General features: G+C 64.0%; 17 protein-coding genes and 1 pseudogene. 5 read left to right on the top strand and 13 right to left on the bottom strand.

Annotated elements, in window-relative coordinates; genetic code table 11:
• Both AOQ71_RS47235 and AOQ71_RS05725 read right to left on the bottom strand, forming a co-directional pair.
• The coding region (locus AOQ71_RS47235) for a carboxylesterase family protein (RefSeq protein WP_245316730.1) at window positions 1–922 on the bottom strand (922 nt) is incomplete at its 3' end.
• Window positions 923–944: 22 nt separating this feature from the next.
• Complete coding sequence (locus AOQ71_RS05725; RefSeq protein WP_057742948.1) at window positions 945–2,282, bottom strand: MFS transporter; 1,338 nt, start codon at window positions 2,280–2,282, stop codon at window positions 945–947.
• Window positions 2,283–2,489: 207 nt separating this feature from the next.
• On the opposite strand from AOQ71_RS05725, the gene AOQ71_RS05720 reads away from it, so the two are divergent.
• Entirely contained in the window at window positions 2,490–3,137 is a 648-nt protein-coding gene (locus AOQ71_RS05720) for a TetR/AcrR family transcriptional regulator (protein WP_057742945.1), read from the top strand.
• Between the two features lie 166 nt (window positions 3,138–3,303).
• On the opposite strand, the gene AOQ71_RS05715 is transcribed toward AOQ71_RS05720, so the two are convergent.
• The 6 genes from AOQ71_RS05715 to AOQ71_RS05690 all read right to left on the bottom strand — a co-directional run bounded on the left by AOQ71_RS05715 (window position 3,304) and on the right by AOQ71_RS05690 (window position 9,183).
• Window positions 3,304–4,089 (bottom strand): ABC transporter permease, encoded by a 786-nt coding sequence (locus AOQ71_RS05715; RefSeq protein WP_057742943.1) that lies wholly within the window; start codon window positions 4,087–4,089, stop codon window positions 3,304–3,306.
• Window positions 4,086–4,898 carry an ABC transporter permease gene (locus AOQ71_RS05710; protein WP_057742940.1) on the bottom strand — a complete coding sequence of 271 codons (813 nt, stop codon included), beginning with the start codon at window positions 4,896–4,898 and terminating at the stop codon, window positions 4,086–4,088. The genes AOQ71_RS05715 and AOQ71_RS05710 overlap by 4 nt, the downstream gene beginning before the upstream one ends.
• Before the next feature lie 69 nt (window positions 4,899–4,967).
• Complete coding sequence (locus tag AOQ71_RS05705) at window positions 4,968–6,014, bottom strand: ABC transporter substrate-binding protein (RefSeq protein ID WP_057743188.1); 1,047 nt, start codon at window positions 6,012–6,014, stop codon at window positions 4,968–4,970.
• A gap of 22 nt (window positions 6,015–6,036) precedes the next feature.
• Window positions 6,037–7,344, bottom strand: coding sequence for an NAD(P)/FAD-dependent oxidoreductase (locus AOQ71_RS05700; protein WP_057742938.1), 1,308 nt, complete (start codon window positions 7,342–7,344; stop codon window positions 6,037–6,039).
• Between the two features lie 15 nt (window positions 7,345–7,359).
• The gene (locus AOQ71_RS05695; RefSeq protein ID WP_057742935.1) at window positions 7,360–8,073 is read right to left on the bottom strand and encodes an HAD family hydrolase; all 714 of its coding nucleotides are present in this window, start codon (window positions 8,071–8,073) and stop codon (window positions 7,360–7,362) included.
• 30 nt (window positions 8,074–8,103) lie between these two features.
• Window positions 8,104–9,183: an ABC transporter ATP-binding protein gene (locus AOQ71_RS05690; protein WP_057742933.1), complete on the bottom strand. Its 1,080-nt coding sequence runs from the start codon at window positions 9,181–9,183 to the stop codon at window positions 8,104–8,106.
• Between the two features lie 211 nt (window positions 9,184–9,394).
• Here AOQ71_RS05690 and AOQ71_RS05685 point away from each other — a divergent pair, with 211 nt between their 5' ends.
• Entirely contained in the window at window positions 9,395–10,333 is a 939-nt protein-coding gene (locus AOQ71_RS05685) for a LysR family transcriptional regulator (RefSeq protein ID WP_057742931.1), read from the top strand.
• 20 nt (window positions 10,334–10,353) lie between these two features.
• Here the strand turns inward: AOQ71_RS05685 and AOQ71_RS05680 are convergent.
• A pseudogene (locus AOQ71_RS05680) lies at window positions 10,354–10,539 on the bottom strand (M81 family metallopeptidase); the annotation flags it as partial.
• 152 nt (window positions 10,540–10,691) lie between these two features.
• On the opposite strand from AOQ71_RS05680, the gene AOQ71_RS05675 reads away from it, so the two are divergent.
• The gene (locus AOQ71_RS05675; RefSeq protein WP_063958194.1) at window positions 10,692–11,435 is read left to right on the top strand and encodes a class I SAM-dependent methyltransferase; all 744 of its coding nucleotides are present in this window, start codon (window positions 10,692–10,694) and stop codon (window positions 11,433–11,435) included.
• Window positions 11,436–11,495: 60 nt separating this feature from the next.
• Here AOQ71_RS05675 and AOQ71_RS05670 read toward each other — a convergent pair whose 3' ends face one another.
• Window positions 11,496–11,864 (bottom strand): DUF1127 domain-containing protein, encoded by a 369-nt coding sequence (locus tag AOQ71_RS05670; RefSeq protein ID WP_245316729.1) that lies wholly within the window; start codon window positions 11,862–11,864, stop codon window positions 11,496–11,498.
• A gap of 170 nt (window positions 11,865–12,034) precedes the next feature.
• Between AOQ71_RS05670 and AOQ71_RS47230 the strand changes: the two genes are divergently transcribed.
• Both AOQ71_RS47230 and AOQ71_RS47225 read left to right on the top strand, forming a co-directional pair.
• Complete coding sequence (locus tag AOQ71_RS47230; RefSeq protein ID WP_245316728.1) at window positions 12,035–12,526, top strand: winged helix-turn-helix domain-containing protein; 492 nt, start codon at window positions 12,035–12,037, stop codon at window positions 12,524–12,526.
• On the top strand, window positions 12,475–13,581 hold the full coding sequence (locus AOQ71_RS47225) for a tetratricopeptide repeat protein (RefSeq protein WP_245316727.1): 1,107 nt from the start codon (window positions 12,475–12,477) through the stop codon (window positions 13,579–13,581). The genes AOQ71_RS47230 and AOQ71_RS47225 overlap by 52 nt, the downstream gene beginning before the upstream one ends.
• Before the next feature lie 150 nt (window positions 13,582–13,731).
• Here the strand turns inward: AOQ71_RS47225 and uxuA are convergent, their stop codons facing one another.
• The 3 genes from uxuA to AOQ71_RS05650 form a co-directional block, all read right to left on the bottom strand.
• Window positions 13,732–14,922, bottom strand: a complete 1,191-nt coding sequence (gene uxuA, locus AOQ71_RS05660; RefSeq protein WP_083513964.1) for a mannonate dehydratase — start codon at window positions 14,920–14,922, stop codon at window positions 13,732–13,734.
• 72 nt (window positions 14,923–14,994) lie between these two features.
• On the bottom strand, window positions 14,995–16,044 hold the full coding sequence (locus tag AOQ71_RS05655) for an L-idonate 5-dehydrogenase (RefSeq protein WP_057742924.1): 1,050 nt from the start codon (window positions 16,042–16,044) through the stop codon (window positions 14,995–14,997).
• A gap of 63 nt (window positions 16,045–16,107) precedes the next feature.
• Window positions 16,108–16,917 carry a FadR/GntR family transcriptional regulator gene (locus tag AOQ71_RS05650; RefSeq protein WP_057742922.1) on the bottom strand — a complete coding sequence of 270 codons (810 nt, stop codon included), beginning with the start codon at window positions 16,915–16,917 and terminating at the stop codon, window positions 16,108–16,110.
• Between the last annotated feature and the right edge of the window lie 68 nt (window positions 16,918–16,985).

Here is a 16,985-nt window from a genome sequence, read left to right as displayed (position 1 = left end):
CGGGCGGGGTGCTCTTCAGGAACATCACCATCTCGTCGCGGCAGGAGCCGAGCCAGAGCTCGACATCGCGCAGAGTCCCATCGGCAAACACATCGCGCGGCTCACGCGGGATCACGCTGCCATCGAGCACGGGCCCGAACACGGTGCCTGCTTCCGTTTCGTCCGCGATGCTGCGGCCGACACGCTCGACGGCTGCAAACAGGTTTGGCAGCGGCACCGATGCGATCGCGCTTGGGTCTTGCTCGATCTCGAGCTCCGCGAGCACCCGACGCGCGATGTGGTCGGCATGATCCGCACTCATGATGTTGCGCCCCGGCGCGCTCAGCGCCAGCGCACGGGTGAACTTGCCCCTCGCCTGCGGCAAAGTCGCGAGTGCAATTACCATCGACGCGCCGGCCGACTGGCCCGACAGCGTCACCTTGTCAGGATCGCCGCCGAAATTGGCGATGTTGGCGTGGACCCAGTCGAGCGCGGCGAGTGCATCCGAGATCGCGAGATTGTCGGCTTCGCTCAGGCCATGGCGATGCAGTTGCAGGAAGCCGAGCGGGCCGAGCCGGTAGTTGATAGTGACGATGACGGCCGGGCCGTGCGCGGCGAGGAAGGTGCCGTCATAATCGGCGCCGCCACCAGTGACGAAGGCGCCGCCATGGATGAAGAACAGCACCGGCAGCGGGCGATCAGCGCCGACAGGCGTCCAGATGTTGAGGCTGAGACAGGATTCTTCCGGCTGATCGAGATGCCCCGGCTGCGGTGCATAAGGGCCGTAATCCGTGCAGCGGCACGGCTCGGTCCACGCAAGAGGCCGCGTCGCCTTGGCAAAGCGCCGCGCCATCGCGAACGGCACGCCCTTGAAGGCACGGACGTGCCCCTGCTCGGCCCCGATGACGGGACCGAGCGTGGTCGGAACGGCGTAGGTCAGCATCGATCCTTGTCCCGTCTTGCACTCACGCGTGCCGCTTGCCGAGATCGGCGATGTCGACCTTGTGGGTTTCGCGCGCGGTCGATGCGGCCGCGGCCGAGGCGACGCAACAGCCCGCGACGAAGATCGCCACCGGGATCCAGCCGTTCGGACCCTCGCCGACGAGGCTTGCGCTTACCAGCGGCGTGAAGCCGGCGGCGAGGAAGCCAAGCTGGGTGCCGATCGCCGTGCCGGAATAGCGCACCCGCGCTTCGAACATCTCGGCGTAGAACGACGGCCAGATCGCGTTGGGCGCGGAGTAGATGATGTAGAGGCCGATCGCGGCGGCGAAGATCGCGGTCGTGCTGCCCGTCGTCACCAGCATGAAGTAAGGGAACAGCAGCACGGCGCAGCCGAGCACGCCGCCGATGAACACCGGCTTGCGGCCGATCTTGTCGGCGAGCAAGGCCCAGAGCGGCTGCGCGAACAGCGCCACGACATTGCCGAGCACGCCGGCCCACAGCATGGTCGGACGCGCGACGCCGAACTTGCTGGTGGCATAGCCGAGCGCGAACACCGCCGTGAGCGTGCTGACGGTCGCGATCAGCGCGCAGACGATCACGCGCAGCACGTCCGGCCAGTAGTCGCGCAGCAGCGCGACGACGGGGAAGCGCGCCACCTGCGCCTTGTCCTTGATGTCCTCGAACACTGGCGTTTCCGGCATGGTCCGGCGCACCAGATAAGCCACCAGCAGCACTAGCGCCGAGAGCAGGAACGGAATGCGCCAGCCCCAGCTCAGCAATTGGTCTTCCGGCATGCCGGCGACGGGAATGAACACCAGCGTTGCGAGGATCGCGCCGGCCTGGGTGCCGCTCAACGTCCAGCTCGTGAAGAAGGCGCGGTTGGAGTTGGCGGAATGCTCCAGCGTCAGCGAGTTCGCCCCGCTCTGCTCGCCGGCGGCCGACAGGCCCTGCAACAGGCGCAGCAGCGTCAGGATGATGGGCGCGGCATTGCCGATGGTCTTGGCATCAGGCAACAGGCCGATCGCCAGCGTCGAGAAGCCCATCACCACCAGCGTGAACAGCAGCACCGTCTTGCGGCCGATGCGGTCGCCGAAATGGCCGAGGATAACGGCGCCGACGGGGCGCGCGATATAGCCGATGCCGAACGACAGCAGCGCGAGCAGCGTCGCGGTGCCGGGATCGACATTGGCGAAGAACACTTTTGGAAAGATCAGCGCCGCCGCTGTGCCGTAAATGAAGAAGTCGTAGTATTCGAGCATGCTGCCGACGAAGCTGACCAGCGCGGCGCGCTTCGGCAGCTTGTTCTGTGTTGTCTCCGCGCTGGACGGCGCGTGCAGCGATGCAGTTGAGGTCAGGCTCATCAATCGTCCTCCCGTATGCGATGGCGACCGCGGCTCGCGTCATGCCCATCCGGCTTTCCGCAGGCTTTTGCTTCTGGTTGCCGCAACCTTGGTTTCGCCACATAATGTACGAACTAGTACGTTTATGCAAGCATCCTGGATCGTCGGATTGGGCGAAATTTGCCTTCACCTTCAAGGTGATCCATAGAACCGGCGGGAGAAATTGTGATGCTCAAGCGCAAGCCGCCCCCATCCAAGCGCACCAACGACCCCGAACGCACCAAGCGCGACATCCTCGAAGTGGCGATGGCCGAATTCGCCTCGGAGGGCTATTCCGGCGCCCGCGTCGACGCGATCGCCGCGCGGACCCGCACGTCCAAGCGGATGATCTATTATTATTTCGGCGGCAAGGAGCAGCTCTACCTCGCGGTGCTGGAAGAGGCCTATCGCAGCATCCGCGCGCTGGAAGACCAGCTCGATATCGAAAGCTGCGACGCGCGCGAAGGCCTGCGCCGGCTGATCGAGGCGACCTTCGACCACGACGAGCGCAATCCGAACTTCATCCGCCTCGTCTCAATCGAGAACATCCACCACGGCAAGCATCTGAAGCAGAATCTCCAACTGCGTGAGCTCAACGCCAGCGTGATCGCGACGCTCGACAGCATCCTCAAGCGCGGCCGCAGCGAGGGCGCGTTCCGCGACGACGTCGACGCCATCGATCTGCATCTGGCCATCTCCTCCTACTGCTTCTTCCGCGTCGCCAACCGGCATACGTTTGGGGCGCTGTTCGATCGCGACCTGAGCGAGCCGAAGGTGCTGGCGAGGAGCAGAAGCCAGATCGTGGAGATGATCCTGGCGTGGCTGGGGGCGAAGTGACGCTTTCGCCGGCCTAGTCGTAGAAGACGTTTGCACACAGCTATCTCAACATCGTCATTGCGAGCGCAGCGAAGCTCAATCCAGACTCCTTCCGCGAGGCTCAAGTCTGGATTGCTTCGCTACGCTCGCAATGACGGAGCAAGAAGCAACAGCATACTCCCTCCCCTCACCCCGCCTTCTTCTGCCGCGTACTCGCCGCGAGCACCAGCAGGAACGACGCCGCCGTCATCAGCGTCGAGATCGCGGCGATGGTCGGGTCGATCTCGTCGCGGAGCGCTGTGAACATGCGTTTGGTCAGCGGCTGATACTGGCCGCCGGAAATGAACAGCGCGACGATGGTCTCGTCCATGGCCGAGATGAATGCGAAGATGCTCCCCGCAATCACGCTCGACTTGATCTGCGGCAGCGTCACCGCAAAGAAGCTGCGCAACCGGTTCATACCCAGGCTGCGCGCCACCATCTCCTGCGCGGGATCGAAGCTTTGCAAGCCCGCGAGCACCGAGATGACGACGTAAGGCAAGCCCAGCATCACGTTGGCCAGCACGAGGCCGGGCATGGTCGCGACCAGGCCGACCTTGGCATAGACGAAGAAGATGCCGACCGCGGTAATGATGATGGGCACCACCAGCGGCAGCAGCAGCGCCATGTGGATCAGCCGCATGATGCGCAGTTTCGACTGGCTGATGGCATAGGCAGCGGCGACACCGCACGGCGCTGCGATCACCACGGTGAACAGCGCCACCGTCAGCGTCACCCGCGTCGCCTGCATCCAGGCCGGATTGGAAAAATACTGCTGGTACCAGCGCGTGGAGAACGAGGGCGGCGGGAAGGTCAAAAAGCGCGCACTGGAAAACGAGATCGGCGCGATGATCAGCACGGGCAGGATCAGATAGAGCAGCACCAGCGCGCTGATCAGGTAGAGGGCAATTCGAGCGGGCGAGATGCGCGTCATTTCTGCCCCAACACGCGATCAAGCGAAATGAAGCGGCTGACGACGAAGAAGATCGCGAGCACACTGAGGAGCAGCACCACCGCGACCGCGCTCGCGGCACCGAACTGGTTGTAGAGCTCGACATTGCGGCTCACCAGCATCGACACCATCACGGTGCGGCCGCCACCCAGCAGCTCCGGCGTGATGTAGAAGCCGAGGCAAAGCACGAACACCATGGTGCAGCCCGCGAGCACGCCCGGCAGCGACAGCGGCAGGAACACGCGAAAGAATGTCAGCGACGGGCTCGCGCCCAGGCTGGCGCCGGCCTGCATCAAGTCACCCGGGATCTTCTGCATGGTGGCGTAGAGCGGCAGCACCATGAACGGCAGCAGGATGTGCACGGTCGCGACCACCGTGCCAAAGGTGTTGTGCACCAGCGCCAGCGGCTCGGAGATCACATCGAGATAGCGCAGGAATTGATTGATCACGCCGGTGCGTTGGAGCAGCGCCAGCCAGGCATAGGCGCGCACCAGCACTGATGTCCAGAACGGCAGCACCACCAGCGACAGGATCAGGATACTCCAGCCCTTCGGCACGGAATTGGCGAGGTAGGCGACGGGATAGCCGAGCAGCAGCGCGATCACGGTGACCGCGAGGCTGATCTCGAAGGTCAGCGCGAAGCTGCGCCAATAGATGTCCTCGGTGAAGACGCGGCGATAGTTCTCCACTGTAAAGCCGTCATGGTAGATCGACTGCCAGGCCAGCCAGCCGACCGGCAGCACGATCAGAGCCAGGATCACCAGCAGCGCCGGCGACACCAATGCCAGCATCAGGCCGTGCTCGCGGCGCTGATGCCTTTGGGAGGGATCTGGCACTGAAGTCGCCAAGGCTGGCCTCACTCACTTCTGCATGAACGACGCCCAGCGCTTTTCGGCGGCTTCGCCCGCCGGCGAGGACCACCAGGCGTAGGACATCAGCGCCTGTTTCGACGCATTCGCCGGCTCGCTCGGCAATTGCGCTGCGCGCTCGGGGTTGATCACGCCTGTCTCGAACGCCTTGGGATTGCCTGGGCCGTAATCGATGTTGAGCGGCAGATTGGCCTGGTGCACGGGATCGACGGCCTCATTGAGGAACTTTACGGCCGTGTCGAGATTCGGTGCGCCCTTGAGGATGCATAGCGAGGTGCTCTGCAGGATGCCCTGGTTGTAGGTGAAGGCAACCTTGGCGCCCTCCTTGGCGACGGCGCTGACGCGGCCGTTCCAGGCCATCTCCATGTCGACTTCGCCGTCATTGAGCAGCTGCGCCGACTGCGCGCCCGAGGTCCACCACACCGTGATATGCGGCTTGATTTCCTCGAGCTTCTTGAAGGCGCGGTCGACGTCGAGCGGATAGAGCTTGTCAGGCGCGACGCCGTCGGCCATCAGCGCCGCCTCCAACGTCGCGAAGGGATGGTTGCGCAGCGCGCGGCGTCCGGGGAATTTCTTCACGTCCCAGAAATCGGCCCAGCTGTTCGGCGCGTCCTTCGGGAAGGTCTTCTGGCTGTAGGACAGCACGCTGGAATAAAATTCGTAGGAGACCGAATAGGGACTGCGATAGGCCTCCGGCATCGCCGCACCGTTTGGAATCTTCGAGAAGTCGAGCTTCTCCATCAGCCCCTGCTCGCCGCCGCGCAGGCAGTTGCCGGTCGGGGTGTCGACGACGTCCCAGATCGGCTTGCCGCTGCCGACCTGGGTCTTGATCGCCGGCCAGGCGTCGGGGATCGAATCCTGGTTGATGGTGATGCCGAGCTTCTTGGCGGAGGGATCCAGGATCGCCACCGTCTGCGCCTGCTGATAGGCGCCGCCCTGCGAGACGAAGGTGATCTGCTCGGCGGCATCAGCCGAGGTGGTCAATCCCATTGCGCCCACCAGCGCACAGCCCAATCCAAAATTCCGTTTCGTCATCATCCTCGCCTCCTTCAAAGTGATTTCACCGACCGATCGCATCGAGAAACTGGTACCAGCCGGCGATCATGCGCACGGCGGGCTCGCGCAGCGGATAGAACGGAATGGGTTTCATGCGGCTGACGTCGAGCAGTCCGACATCGGGCCTCTCGCCGCGCACGAAGGCGGCGAGATAGCGGCCCATCAGGCTCGACATGGCAACGCCGGCGCCGTTGTAGCCGAGCGAGACCAGGGTGCGGTCGTCGATCCGGCCGATATGCGGCACCGAGTCCAGCGTCATCGCGACAAGGCCCGACCATTTGTATTCGAGCGGGACATCGGCCAGATCGGGGAAGATGCCGACCATCGCCTTGCGCAGCGCGTCGAACGCGGTTTGCGAATCCTGCTTGCCGAAGGCGCCGCGGCCGCCGAAGATCACGCGATTGTCGACCATGCGGAACCAGCGCATCATGCGCTTGGTCTCGGTGTAGGTGCGCCCCGTCGGCATCAGTTTGCCCGCGAGATTGCGCGGCAGTTTTTCCGTCGCAATGAGGGCGCTGCGGAACGGGATCAGCGTGCGCTGCATGCGCGCGGTGGCGCCGGTGAGATCGGAATAGCTGTTGGTAGCGATGATCGCCTGCCCGGCGCGCACCGCACCTTCCGGCGTCTCTGCGACGACACCGTCGCCCTCGCGCCGGAGTTTTACGACCGGCGATTCCTGGAAGATGGGCACGCCGCGACGCGCGACGCCGTCGGCGAGGCCGCGCAGATAATTCAGCGGATGGACGCCGCCCGAGCCGGGATTGAGCACGCCGCCGACGAAAATGTCGGAGCCGGTCTCCTCGCGCACGCCGCGCTTGTCGAGGATACGGACCTCGGCCGAGCCCATTTCGCGCGTCATCCAGTTGGCTTCGTCGATGGCAGCCTTCAGCGTCGTTTCGTTGTGCGCCGCCTTGACCTGGCCGGTGCGGGTCAGGTTCGCAGTGGTGATGCCGAATTCGGAGACAAGCTCCTCGACCATGTCGGTCGATTCATGCGCGATCTCGTACATGCGCCTCGCCATGGCGCGGCCATAAGCGGCATCGATCTCGCGAAACGAGAGACGAAACTTCGCGGTGATCACGCCGCCATTGCGCCCGCTCGCTCCCCAGCCCGGCCTGTTGGCCTCGAGCACGACAGGCGCCAGCCCGCTCTTGGCGATGTGGTGCGCGGCGGACAGGCCGGTATAGCCTGCGCCAATGATCACCACATCCGCCTGTCGCTCGCCGGAGAGCACCGGAAAGGCGCGCGCCGGCTCCGCCGTGGCTTCCCACAGCGAGTTGGCCGATGGCAGTGCGCGCCAGTCCCGTGTCATGCCGGCACCCGTCCCTTAAGCCGGGCCGATGGCCGCGTCGGCCAGCGCCTTCAGGGTCGGGTAATGGAAGTCCGGCTTGGTCAGCGTCTCCACCGCCGGCGTGCCGCCGAAACCTGCGATGCCCTGGCGGCGTTCGATCCAGCACACCTTGTAGCCGAGTTTTCGCGCGATCCCGATGTCGTGATACTGGCTCTGCGCGACGTGCAGGATGTCGGACTGCTTGTAGCCGAAGGCGGATTGCCGGCCCTTGTTGTAGGCAAAGAACTCCGGATTCGGCTTTGCCACGCCGGTGTCGTCGGCGCAGACGGTGTCGTCGAAGGGATTGTTGAGCGCATGGGCGTAACAGGAGAGCGCGACGCGGTCGGCATTTGTCATCGCCACCAGGCGAAACTTTGTCCGCAGCCGCTTCAGCGCCTCGACGGAATCGGAGAACGGGCCCCAGCGCAGCACCGAGAGCTGGAACACGTCGCAGGATGCGTCGTCGGCAGGCAAACCGAGCTCGGTGGCGAGATGGCGATAGACGTGGAACATCACCTCGCTGGAGCGCTCGTAATGCTTGTCGCGGCCGCGCTTGTAGGGCTCGAAGATCTGTTCGTCGCTGAGCTCGGCCGCCTTCCTGCCTCCGATCCTGCGCACCGCTTCGAGCACGCCGGTTTCGAAATCGATCAAGGTGCCGACGACGTCGAAGGTGAGAACCTTGAAATTGCTGAACGCGGCTTGGGTCGACATGTGCTTCTTCTCTCAGGTTGCAACAGGGCTTCAGTCCACCCGGGGCACGACGATGGTGTCCTCGGGGTGGAGGGTGACGGTGAGGCTGCCGCCGAGCGGCGGGATACGCAGGTAAGCTTGATGATAGGAAGGCTGGCGTAGGCTGAGCGCGACGCCGCCTTCGAGCGCCAGGAAGATGCGCAGGCTCTCGCCCTGATAGACGATGTCGGTGACCGTGCCGGTCAGCCGGTTGCAGGCGGCATCCTGCGCGCCGTCGTCGATCAAGAGCTTCTCGCTGTGCACGGCGAGCATCAGCGCATCGCTGTCAGGAATGGCGCGGGCGCTGCGCAGCAGCGCGTTGCCGAGCGCGACACTGCAGGCATCGACGCGCCGCACCGGCAGCATCGTCGCCTCGCCGATGAAGCTGGCGACGAAGGCATCGGCCGGGTGGTCGTGCAGGCGCGCCGGCGCGTCGATCTGGATCAGTCTGCCATCCTTCATCACGGCGACGCGGTCGCTCATGGTCAGCGCCTCGCGCTGGTCATGGGTGACGTAGATGATGGTCGCGCCGATGCGCCTGTGCAGTGCGCGCAGCTCGATCTGCATGGTCTCGCGCAACTGCTTGTCGAGCGCCGAGAGCGGCTCGTCCATCAGGATCAGCCGCGGCTCGAAGATCATGGCGCGCGCCAGCGCCACGCGCTGGCGCTGGCCGCCCGAGAGCTGCGCGATGCCGCGCGCCTCGTAGCCGGCAAGGCCGACCATGCTGAGCGCCGCGCGCACCCTGCCAGGCCAGCTCGCCTTCGGCAGGCGGCGTGCGCGCAAGGGAAAGGCGACGTTCTCGCCGACGCTCATATGCGGGAACAGCGCGTAGTTCTGGAACACCACGCCGATGTCGCGCGTGTGCGGCGGCATGTAGGTGACGTCGCGGCCGCCGAACAGGATGGTGCCAGAGGTCGGCAGGATGAAGCCGCCCAAAATTCCGAGCAGCGTGGTCTTGCCGGAGCCGGAAGGACCGAGCAGCGAGACGAACTCGCCGGCGCCGACATTGAGGGACACATCGTCGAGGGCGCGAACGGCGCCATACGCCTTGCTCGCGGACCTGATCTCGACGCTTTCCGCTCGTTTGTCCAACGATCGACCTCGCGCAATCCCGCCATGACGTGCCTGACTGCACGCCATAAGCCTGCTTTATAGACAGGGATTTGCAGCATTCAGAGGCGCGGCGTGCACCGCACCAAATCTTCGCTCGCAGGCCCCTGTCTTTAGGCTGTCATGTCAATGACACCAGACTTGCGAAAATCCGGCAATTGCCAAATTCTCACGCGCCTCATAACATGGGGTTATGCCAGAGCTCCGCCGCATGCTGCCCTCCAGCAACGCCCTGTTCGTCTTCGACGCAGCGGCGCGCAATGGCAGCTTCACGGCCGCCGCCGCCGAGTTGAACGTGACGCAGCCGGCGGTGAGCCGCATGCTCGGGCAATTCGAGGAGCATCTCGGCGTGCGGCTGTTCGACCGCAAAGCCGGCCGCGCGGTGCTCACCGAGGAAGGCGAGCTGCTCTATCGCCGCGTGCTCGAGGGCTTTCGCAGCATCGAGACCGGGCTCACCGAGATCGAGCGGCGCCGCAAGGGCACCGAGACGGTGACGCTGTCGGTCTCCTCCGCCTTCACCACGCATTGGCTGATGCCGCGCATCGACAAGCTGCAGAAGCAGTTTCCGCAGGTCGATCTGCGCTTCCAGCTCATCTCCGGCGCGCTGCGCGGGCCGGTGGAGAATGTCGATCTCGGCATGCGCTTTCGTGATCGCGAGGAGCCATCGTCCGGCGGCACGCTGGTGATGAAGGAAGTGATGCTGCCGATGTGCAGCCCGACCTATCTCGACGCGACCGATCCCGCCGAGGGCAACACCATCATTCGCCTCGCCGAGACGCCGGGCGACTGGGCCGCGGATTACGCCTCGCTGCTCACCGGCCGGCGCGGCGCCGCCAAGGGCTTGAGCTTCACCGACTATGCCGTCGTGGTGCAGGCCGCCCTGCTCGGCCAGGGCATCGCGCTCGGCTGGCTCACGGTTGCCTCGCACTGGCTTTTGACCGGCTCATTGGTGCCGGCGTCCGACCGGCTCACCACCACGCGCCGCATTTGCGAATTCCTGCCGCCGCGCAACCGGCCGATGCGCCCGATCGCCGCCGAGATCCGCGACTGGATCATCGCCCAGATGCACAGCGAGATCGCCGCGATCGACAAGCTCTATCCCAAGCTCGGCGCCATGGCGGCTTGCTATTGAGAGCAACCGGCTGATGATCCCCGCAGCTCGAGGCGCTGCTCGGCCAGCGCCGTGCAGAATTCGACGAGCTCCCGCGCCGGCTCCAGGATGTCCGTGTGCGGATATTCCTTCCAGCAGATCGGGAGGTCGGCATTGTCGACCATCGCGTTGCTGAGATGGGTGTGCGGATCGAGCGGGCCGCCGACCACCGTATCCGGTCCCACGAGGCTTCCGAGAGATGACTGGCATGCTGGCTGCCGCGGGCCAGCCTTTGACCCATAGCGATCCTCACGGGTTGCAAACGTCGATAATACAGGTGAATTCTACCTGCGACTTCGATATGTTGCAGTTGCTGCCAGGTTGAGGGGGAAGTCCAGCCATGGCGACGTCAAATGCCGCCGGCTATTCGAGCAGAGTGAACGAGTATGTCTCCGGGCGTCCCGATTATCCGGTGGCCTTGCTCTCTGACCTGCCGCAGTCCGACACGATCATCGAGCTTGGCGCTGGCACCGGGAAATTCACTGAGCTGTTGGCACTGGGCGGAAAGCACATTCTGGCGGTGGAACCGATCGCTGAGATGGCCGCGCGTATTGCGGTTGATCGTCTGGCGGCAGTTGAAGTCCTTATCGGTAGTGCCGAGAGCATTCCGGCGCCTGATAGAGTTGCGGGTCTGGTTTGTTGCGCTACCGCCTTTCATTGGTTCGACTATGAAAAGGCGACACGGGAGATTTTTAGAGTTCTGAAGCCGAACGGCGCTCTCGCTTTGATCTGGAATGTGCGGGACGAGCGCGTACCCTGGGTCGCGGCGTTTTCCAGGATCATGGATGGGTATGCGGGCGATACACCGCGGCAGTCTACCGGCAAATGGCGCGTGATCTTCGACGATGCCCGCTTCCGCCACCTGGAGAGTAAAAGCTATCCATTCAGTCAAGCTATGCCGCCCAGCGGAATCCTGCACCGCGCCCTGTCGACCAGCTTCATCGCTGCCTTGTCGAGTGAGGAACAAGACCGCGTTCGCACCGCAGTTGATCGCATCATCCAAAATGATCCCGCGCTGATCGGGCACGATATTGTCGCGTTCCCTTACGTAACGGAGCTGCACCTGTTCGTAAAACAGGGCTGACCGGCAATACTCGGGTTCGTCGGTCGTATCCCATCACTTGCTGCGGTGCATGAAGTCTGGTTATGGCCCATAGCGTTTGGGGGGTAGGCCGGACACGACCGCGGTCACAGCCGGTCTATGCGAATGAACGCTAACGGAAGTCGATGGGTCGCCCAATTTGGCCATCCAGGGTCGGTAGGTGTCGTGGCCAATCGCCGGATCGATGCCTCGCGGGTCAATATCCCGGTGCGAGGCAATGTAGTCGATCTCGCCGCGCGTGGTGCCGATGTCCATTAGCTCCATGTCACTTAGCTCGAGCAAAGTGGCGCGCAACTTTTGGCTTTCGCGGCGCTCCTGAAGCGCATCCCGATACTTCCAGATGAAGTTGGCGACATGCCGGATCGATCGGGATGTCTGGTCCAGACACATTGTGCCGTGCGTCGTGTTCATTGCGGTGTCTCACGGGACCGTTTTTCCTTTACCGGTGCGAGGGTGCCGCGAGAACGGCGGGCACGCTTGATCGACCGCTTACATTTTCCTCACCGGCAGCTTATTCTTGCGATGTCCAGCGCGGCCAAAGCCCGGTTATCGGGGAGCTCTCGTCCAAGGAGTTTCGCGTCTTGCGCTATCTCTTCGAGGAGTACGCATTCGACACTGAGCGGCGCGAGCTGCATCGCGGGGCAGACGTCGTCTCCGTGGCGCCACAGGTGTTCGATCTGCTCGAATACCTGATCCGCAATAGGGAGCGCGTCGTCACTAAAGAAAACCTCATCGATGCCATTTGGAACGGGCGCAGCGTTTCGGATGCGGCACTTACGACCCGGCTAAATGTCGCCCGAAGCGCAATCGGCGATTCCGGGGAGGAACAGCGCCTGATCAAGACGTTACCGCGCAAGGGATTCCGCTTCGTCGGACAAGTGCGGGAGGCGCGAGAAGTTGCCGGCCCGGATTCGGGCGATGCGCCCGAGAGCGCTCTTGCGCTCCCCGACAAGCCCTCCATCGCGGTGTTGCCGTTCGATAACATGAGCGGCGATCCCGAGCAGGAATATTTTGCGACGGGATGGTTGAGGAGATCATCACCGCGCTCTCGCGGTTCAAATCGTTGTTCGTGATCGCTCGTAATTCTAGCTTCACCTTCAAAGGCCGAGCCGTCGATATTAAGGAAGTCGGGCGAAGACTTGGCGTGCGCTACGTCCTAGAGGGGTCGGTGCGCAAGGCGTCAGGCAAAGTTCGCATCACTGGGCAGTTGGTTGATGCGGTGACAGGCGCGCACATTTGGGTGGACAGGTTCGAGCGCGACCTGACTGACATTTTCGGTCTTCAGGACGAAGTCACAGTTGCGGTCGTCTCAGCCATTCACCCGAAATTACTTCAAACAGAAATTGCGGAGGCGGCGCGGCGACGACCGAAGAACCTCACCGCGTACGATCTCTATCTTCGAGCCGCGCAACATTACTACCCGATGACTCGTGAAGGAGTGGCCGAGGCGATCAGTCTGGCTCGTCGGGCTTTGGAGCTAGATCCCCGGTTCGGCGTTGTCGCTGCTCTGGCAGGTCTCTGTCACATGAACAACGTCTTGTTCGGCTATGCTGACGATCCTAATTTCGAGCGCGAGGAAGCAATCCGGCTTTCTCGCTATGCATTGAGTGTCGACGATGATGACCCAGACACGTTAGCAATGGCTGCCGCAACCTCGGCATTCATGGTCGGCGATAGTGAACGTGAGATCGAAATCGCAGAGCGGGCGGTCAAGCTCAACCCAAATTCACATCAGGCATGGAATGGCCGAGGCTGGGTCTATACAATTGCAGTTCAGCCGGAGGAAGCGCTCCGCAGCTTTGAACGCGCTGTCCGCTTGAGCCCGGTAGACCCGCTGCTATACCGGCCGTTTACTGGGATGGGTGTGGCCTTGATTGAGCTTCGGCGCTTTGACGAGGCAGTCGTCGCCGGAAAGAAGGCCCTTCGTCAGCACCCTTATTCGTCGGCTTACCGCTGTCTCGCCGCCGCTTTCGCCCATCTCGGACGCGACGCAGAGGCGCGTGAGTGGGCGGCGCATGTGCTTAAAGTCGATCCCGCCTTTACGATATCTGCGTGGATCGCCCGAGGCGGGCAATCACGCTGGAAGCTGTATACCGAGGGTCTTCGCAAAGCTGGGTTACCCGAATAAGCTCGGTGCGCGGGTCCCGACGAGGTGATCGAACTGAAACCCTTGTTGCTGCGGTGCATGAGTCCGGAAATGGCCCATCGCAACATATGGCGCGGCCGCCCGAACTTGTCGCTATAGGGGGCAAAGCGGTCGCGGGGAGAGGCGAAGAGTTCACCTATGCTCCATCGCCCGGATGGCGCCGCGCAGCTCGGCGAGTCCCCGCAGGCGGCCGATTGCGGTGTAGCCGGGATTGGTGCGCTTGGTGGCGGCGAGATCGTCCAGCATGCGATGGCCGTGATCGGGGCGGAATACGATGCGCTCGTCCGGCGAACGCCGTGCGTTCTCCTTCAGCAGCGCCTTCAGCACCGCAATCATGTCGACGTCGCCGTCGAGATGATCGGACTCATGGAACGACAGTCCATCCGCCTCGCGCCTGGTCGCGCGCAGATGGGCAAAGGCGATGCGCGGGCCGAAGCGTTCGGCCATGGCAGGCAGATCATTCTCGGCACGCACGCCGAGCGAGCCCGTGCACAGGCAGATGCCGTTGGCCTCGGACGGAACCGCATCGAACAGCGCCTGATAGTCCTCGGCGGTCGATGCGATGCGGGGCAGGCCGAACAGCGGCCGCGGCGGATCGTCCGGGTGCAGCGTCAGCGCGACGCCGAGCTGCTCGGCGACCGGCGCGACGCGCGCCAGGAATTCGACGAGATGCTGCCGCAGCATCTTTGGCGTGATGTCGCGATAGGCATCCAGCTTGTCGCGAAATTGCGGGATGGTCAGCGGCTCGGTGGTCGAGCCCGGCAGGGCACTGGCGATCGCCATGATGAGATAGTCGATGTCGGCCCGGCTCATCTTGTCGAACCGCGCTTTTGCGCGCGCCTGCTGCTCGGGCGAATATTCCTGCAGCGCCGCCGGACGCTGCAGGATGTGCAGCTCGAACGCCGCAAACCGGTCCTGATCGAAGCGCAGGGCGCGGGCGCCGTTCGGCAGCTCCCATTCGAGATCGGTGCGGCACCAGTCGACCACGGGCATGAAATTGTAACAGATGATCTTGATGCCGGAGGCGGCCACCGCCTCCAGGCTCGCGATCCAGGCGTCGATGGATTTGGTCGCCTTGGCCCCGAGCCGCTTGACGTCGTCAGGAATCGGAATCGATTCCACCACCGACCAGGTCAATGGCGAGCGGCCGGGCTGGCCGTTCTCGATGAAGTTCTTGCGCTCCTCGACCGCCTTGCGCGTCCAGGCCTCGCCAATCGGCACCTGATGCAACGCGGAGACGATATCGCTTGCGCCGGCTTGCCGGACATCGTCCAGCGAGACGGGATCGTTGGGCCCGTACCAGCGCCATCCCTCGCGCATCATCGAGATTCTCCTAAAGCCTTTTCGAGCGAAGTGGGTACCGGTTCGCGTCAAGAAAACGCGTCAAAACAAGATTCAGTTCGCTGTCAGCACGACCTTGACGCTCTGCGAGCGGTCGAGCGCCAACCGTAGCGCCTCGGGCGCGGTCGACAGCGGTCGCTCGGCGGTAACCAGCGCCAGCACGTCGACGCTGCCCGCACCGATCAGTTCCACCGCGGTCATGAATTCGAGCCCGAAGCGGAACGAGCCGCGGAGGTCGATCTCCTTGGCCATCACCGCATTCGACGGCGTCGGAATTTGGCCGCCCGGCAGATTGCCGATCTGCACCACGACGCCGCCGCGCCTGACGATGCCGATGGCACTGGCAAGGCCCGCGGCGGTGCCCGAGACTTCGAAGGCAACGTCATACGGACGCGACGCCGCCTGTGCCTTCAGGCCCTCTTCGCCGCCGGAGACGTTCTCGACATGGGATGCACCGAGCCTGGTCGCGAAGGCCAGCGGCGCCGGCGCGATGTCGGCCACCGTGATATCGGCCATGCCAGCGCGGCGCGCAGCCAGCATGGTGAGAAGCCCGATCGGGCCGGCGCCAAAGATGATGCCGCGCTTGCCCTGGATGTTGCCGGCACGCGCGACGGCATGCAGGCAGACCGCGAGCGGCTCGGCGAGCGCTGCGGCCTGATAGGAGACGTGGTCGGGGATCTTCACGCATTGCGCCGGGACGGCGTCGAAATAGTTGGCAAAGCCGCCCTGCATGTGCGGCGTCTTCGAGGCCGAACCCATGAAGTAGATATTTTCGCAGAGGTTCTGCCGGCCCTCGCGGCAGGCGACGCAATGGCCGCACCAGCGCGATGGATTGACGGCCACACGGTCGCCGACCTTCAGGTTCGCAGGCATACCTGCGATCTCCACAACCTCGCCCGAGATCTCGTGACCGAGCACCAGCGGCGACTTCACCACGAAATCGCCGGTCCGGGCATGGCGGAAGTAATGCATGTCCGAGCCGCAGATGCCGCCGGCGCCGAAGCGGATGCGCACCATGCCGTCGCCGAGCTTGTCCAGCGGATGCTCGATCATTCGCAAATCTTCGGGCCCGAACAGCGTTGCGGCGAGAGCGGTCGAGGTCATCGGTAAAATCCCATTGTGTCTGCAGCTTCGTTCACCCGCCCAAACGAGACGAGCCGTCCAATCTCATTGCCGCCGCGCACTGCTGCTCTTGGCCGGCACGCCTGAGGATCGTTTTGGCTTCGCCGGGTCGCTGCCGGATCGCGCCGTCCGCTTCCGCGCCGCCGGCGCGCCTGCTGATGTCTCGGCGCCAAAGCTCTGCGCAAACCGCTCCTGCGAATGCGCGAGGTGATGGCGCATGGCGTCACGCGCCGCCTTGGGAAGGCCGGCCGCAATGGCATCGCGTACCACCCGGTGCTCGCTCAGCGCCGCGAGCCAGGTGCCGGGGTTTTCGAAATAATGCGCAAGTTGCGCGAAATAGGGATTGAGGCGCTGGTCGAACAGCTCGCCCACCACGCGCACCAGCACGGCATTGCCGAGGCATCCGGCGATCGCGACATGGAAGGCGCGGTCATGGACCATCGAGGCTTCGCCGGAGTGCTCGACATCAGCCATCGCGACCAGCGTGGCGTCGATGCGGGCGATGTCGTCCCTGGTCGCCACGCGCGCGGCCTGCTCGGCGATGGCGCCTTCGAGGAATTCGCGGGCGCGCAGCAGCTCGAACGGCCCTTCAATGACGGCTGATGGCGCCGGGGCGGCATCGGCGGCCTCGGTCACATAGATGCCGGAGCCGACGCGAATGCGAACGCGTCCCTCCACTTCGAGGGCGATCAGGGCTTCGCGCACCGTCGGCCGCGAGATCTTGAGCTGCTCGGCAAGCTCGCGCTCGGTCGGCAAGCGGCTGCCGACCGCGTACTCGCCGCTGTCGATCAGGCTTCGCAATTGATCGGCGACCTGGCGATAAAGCCGTCTCGCCTCCACAGCTTCCAGCGGCACGCTGGCCTCCCCGAACGGGTCTTTCCGGGAAGGCTTGCTGCCCGGCGGCCTCGTCGATTTTGGATAAT

This window comes from Bradyrhizobium manausense (assembly GCF_001440035.1).
Lineage (GTDB): Bacteria > Pseudomonadota > Alphaproteobacteria > Rhizobiales > Xanthobacteraceae > Bradyrhizobium > Bradyrhizobium manausense.
Note: the sequence above shows the minus strand (reverse complement) of the source record. Positions and strands in the feature narration are given on the sequence as shown.

Excerpts from the sequence above, each read along its gene's own strand:
- AOQ71_RS05725 (WP_057742948.1), bottom strand. The coding sequence starts at position 2,282 with ATGAGCCTGACCTCAACTGCATCGCTGCACGCGCCGTCCAGCGCGGAG.
- AOQ71_RS05675 (WP_063958194.1), top strand. The coding sequence starts at position 10,692 with ATGGCGACGTCAAATGCCGCCGGCTATTCGAGCAGAGTGAACGAGTAT.
- AOQ71_RS05710 (WP_057742940.1), bottom strand. The coding sequence starts at position 4,898 with ATGCTGGCATTGGTGTCGCCGGCGCTGCTGGTGATCCTGGCTCTGATC.
- AOQ71_RS47225 (WP_245316727.1), top strand. The coding sequence starts at position 12,475 with ATGGTTGAGGAGATCATCACCGCGCTCTCGCGGTTCAAATCGTTGTTC.
- AOQ71_RS05685 (WP_057742931.1), top strand. The coding sequence starts at position 9,395 with ATGCCAGAGCTCCGCCGCATGCTGCCCTCCAGCAACGCCCTGTTCGTC.
- AOQ71_RS05655 (WP_057742924.1), bottom strand. The coding sequence starts at position 16,044 with ATGACCTCGACCGCTCTCGCCGCAACGCTGTTCGGGCCCGAAGATTTG.
- AOQ71_RS05705 (WP_057743188.1), bottom strand. The coding sequence starts at position 6,014 with ATGATGACGAAACGGAATTTTGGATTGGGCTGTGCGCTGGTGGGCGCA.
- uxuA (WP_083513964.1), bottom strand. The coding sequence starts at position 14,922 with ATGATGCGCGAGGGATGGCGCTGGTACGGGCCCAACGATCCCGTCTCG.
- AOQ71_RS05700 (WP_057742938.1), bottom strand. The coding sequence starts at position 7,344 with ATGACACGGGACTGGCGCGCACTGCCATCGGCCAACTCGCTGTGGGAA.
- AOQ71_RS05715 (WP_057742943.1), bottom strand. The coding sequence starts at position 4,089 with ATGACGCGCATCTCGCCCGCTCGAATTGCCCTCTACCTGATCAGCGCG.
- AOQ71_RS05670 (WP_245316729.1), bottom strand. The coding sequence starts at position 11,864 with ATGAACACGACGCACGGCACAATGTGTCTGGACCAGACATCCCGATCG.
- AOQ71_RS05720 (WP_057742945.1), top strand. The coding sequence starts at position 2,490 with ATGCTCAAGCGCAAGCCGCCCCCATCCAAGCGCACCAACGACCCCGAA.
- AOQ71_RS05695 (WP_057742935.1), bottom strand. The coding sequence starts at position 8,073 with ATGTCGACCCAAGCCGCGTTCAGCAATTTCAAGGTTCTCACCTTCGAC.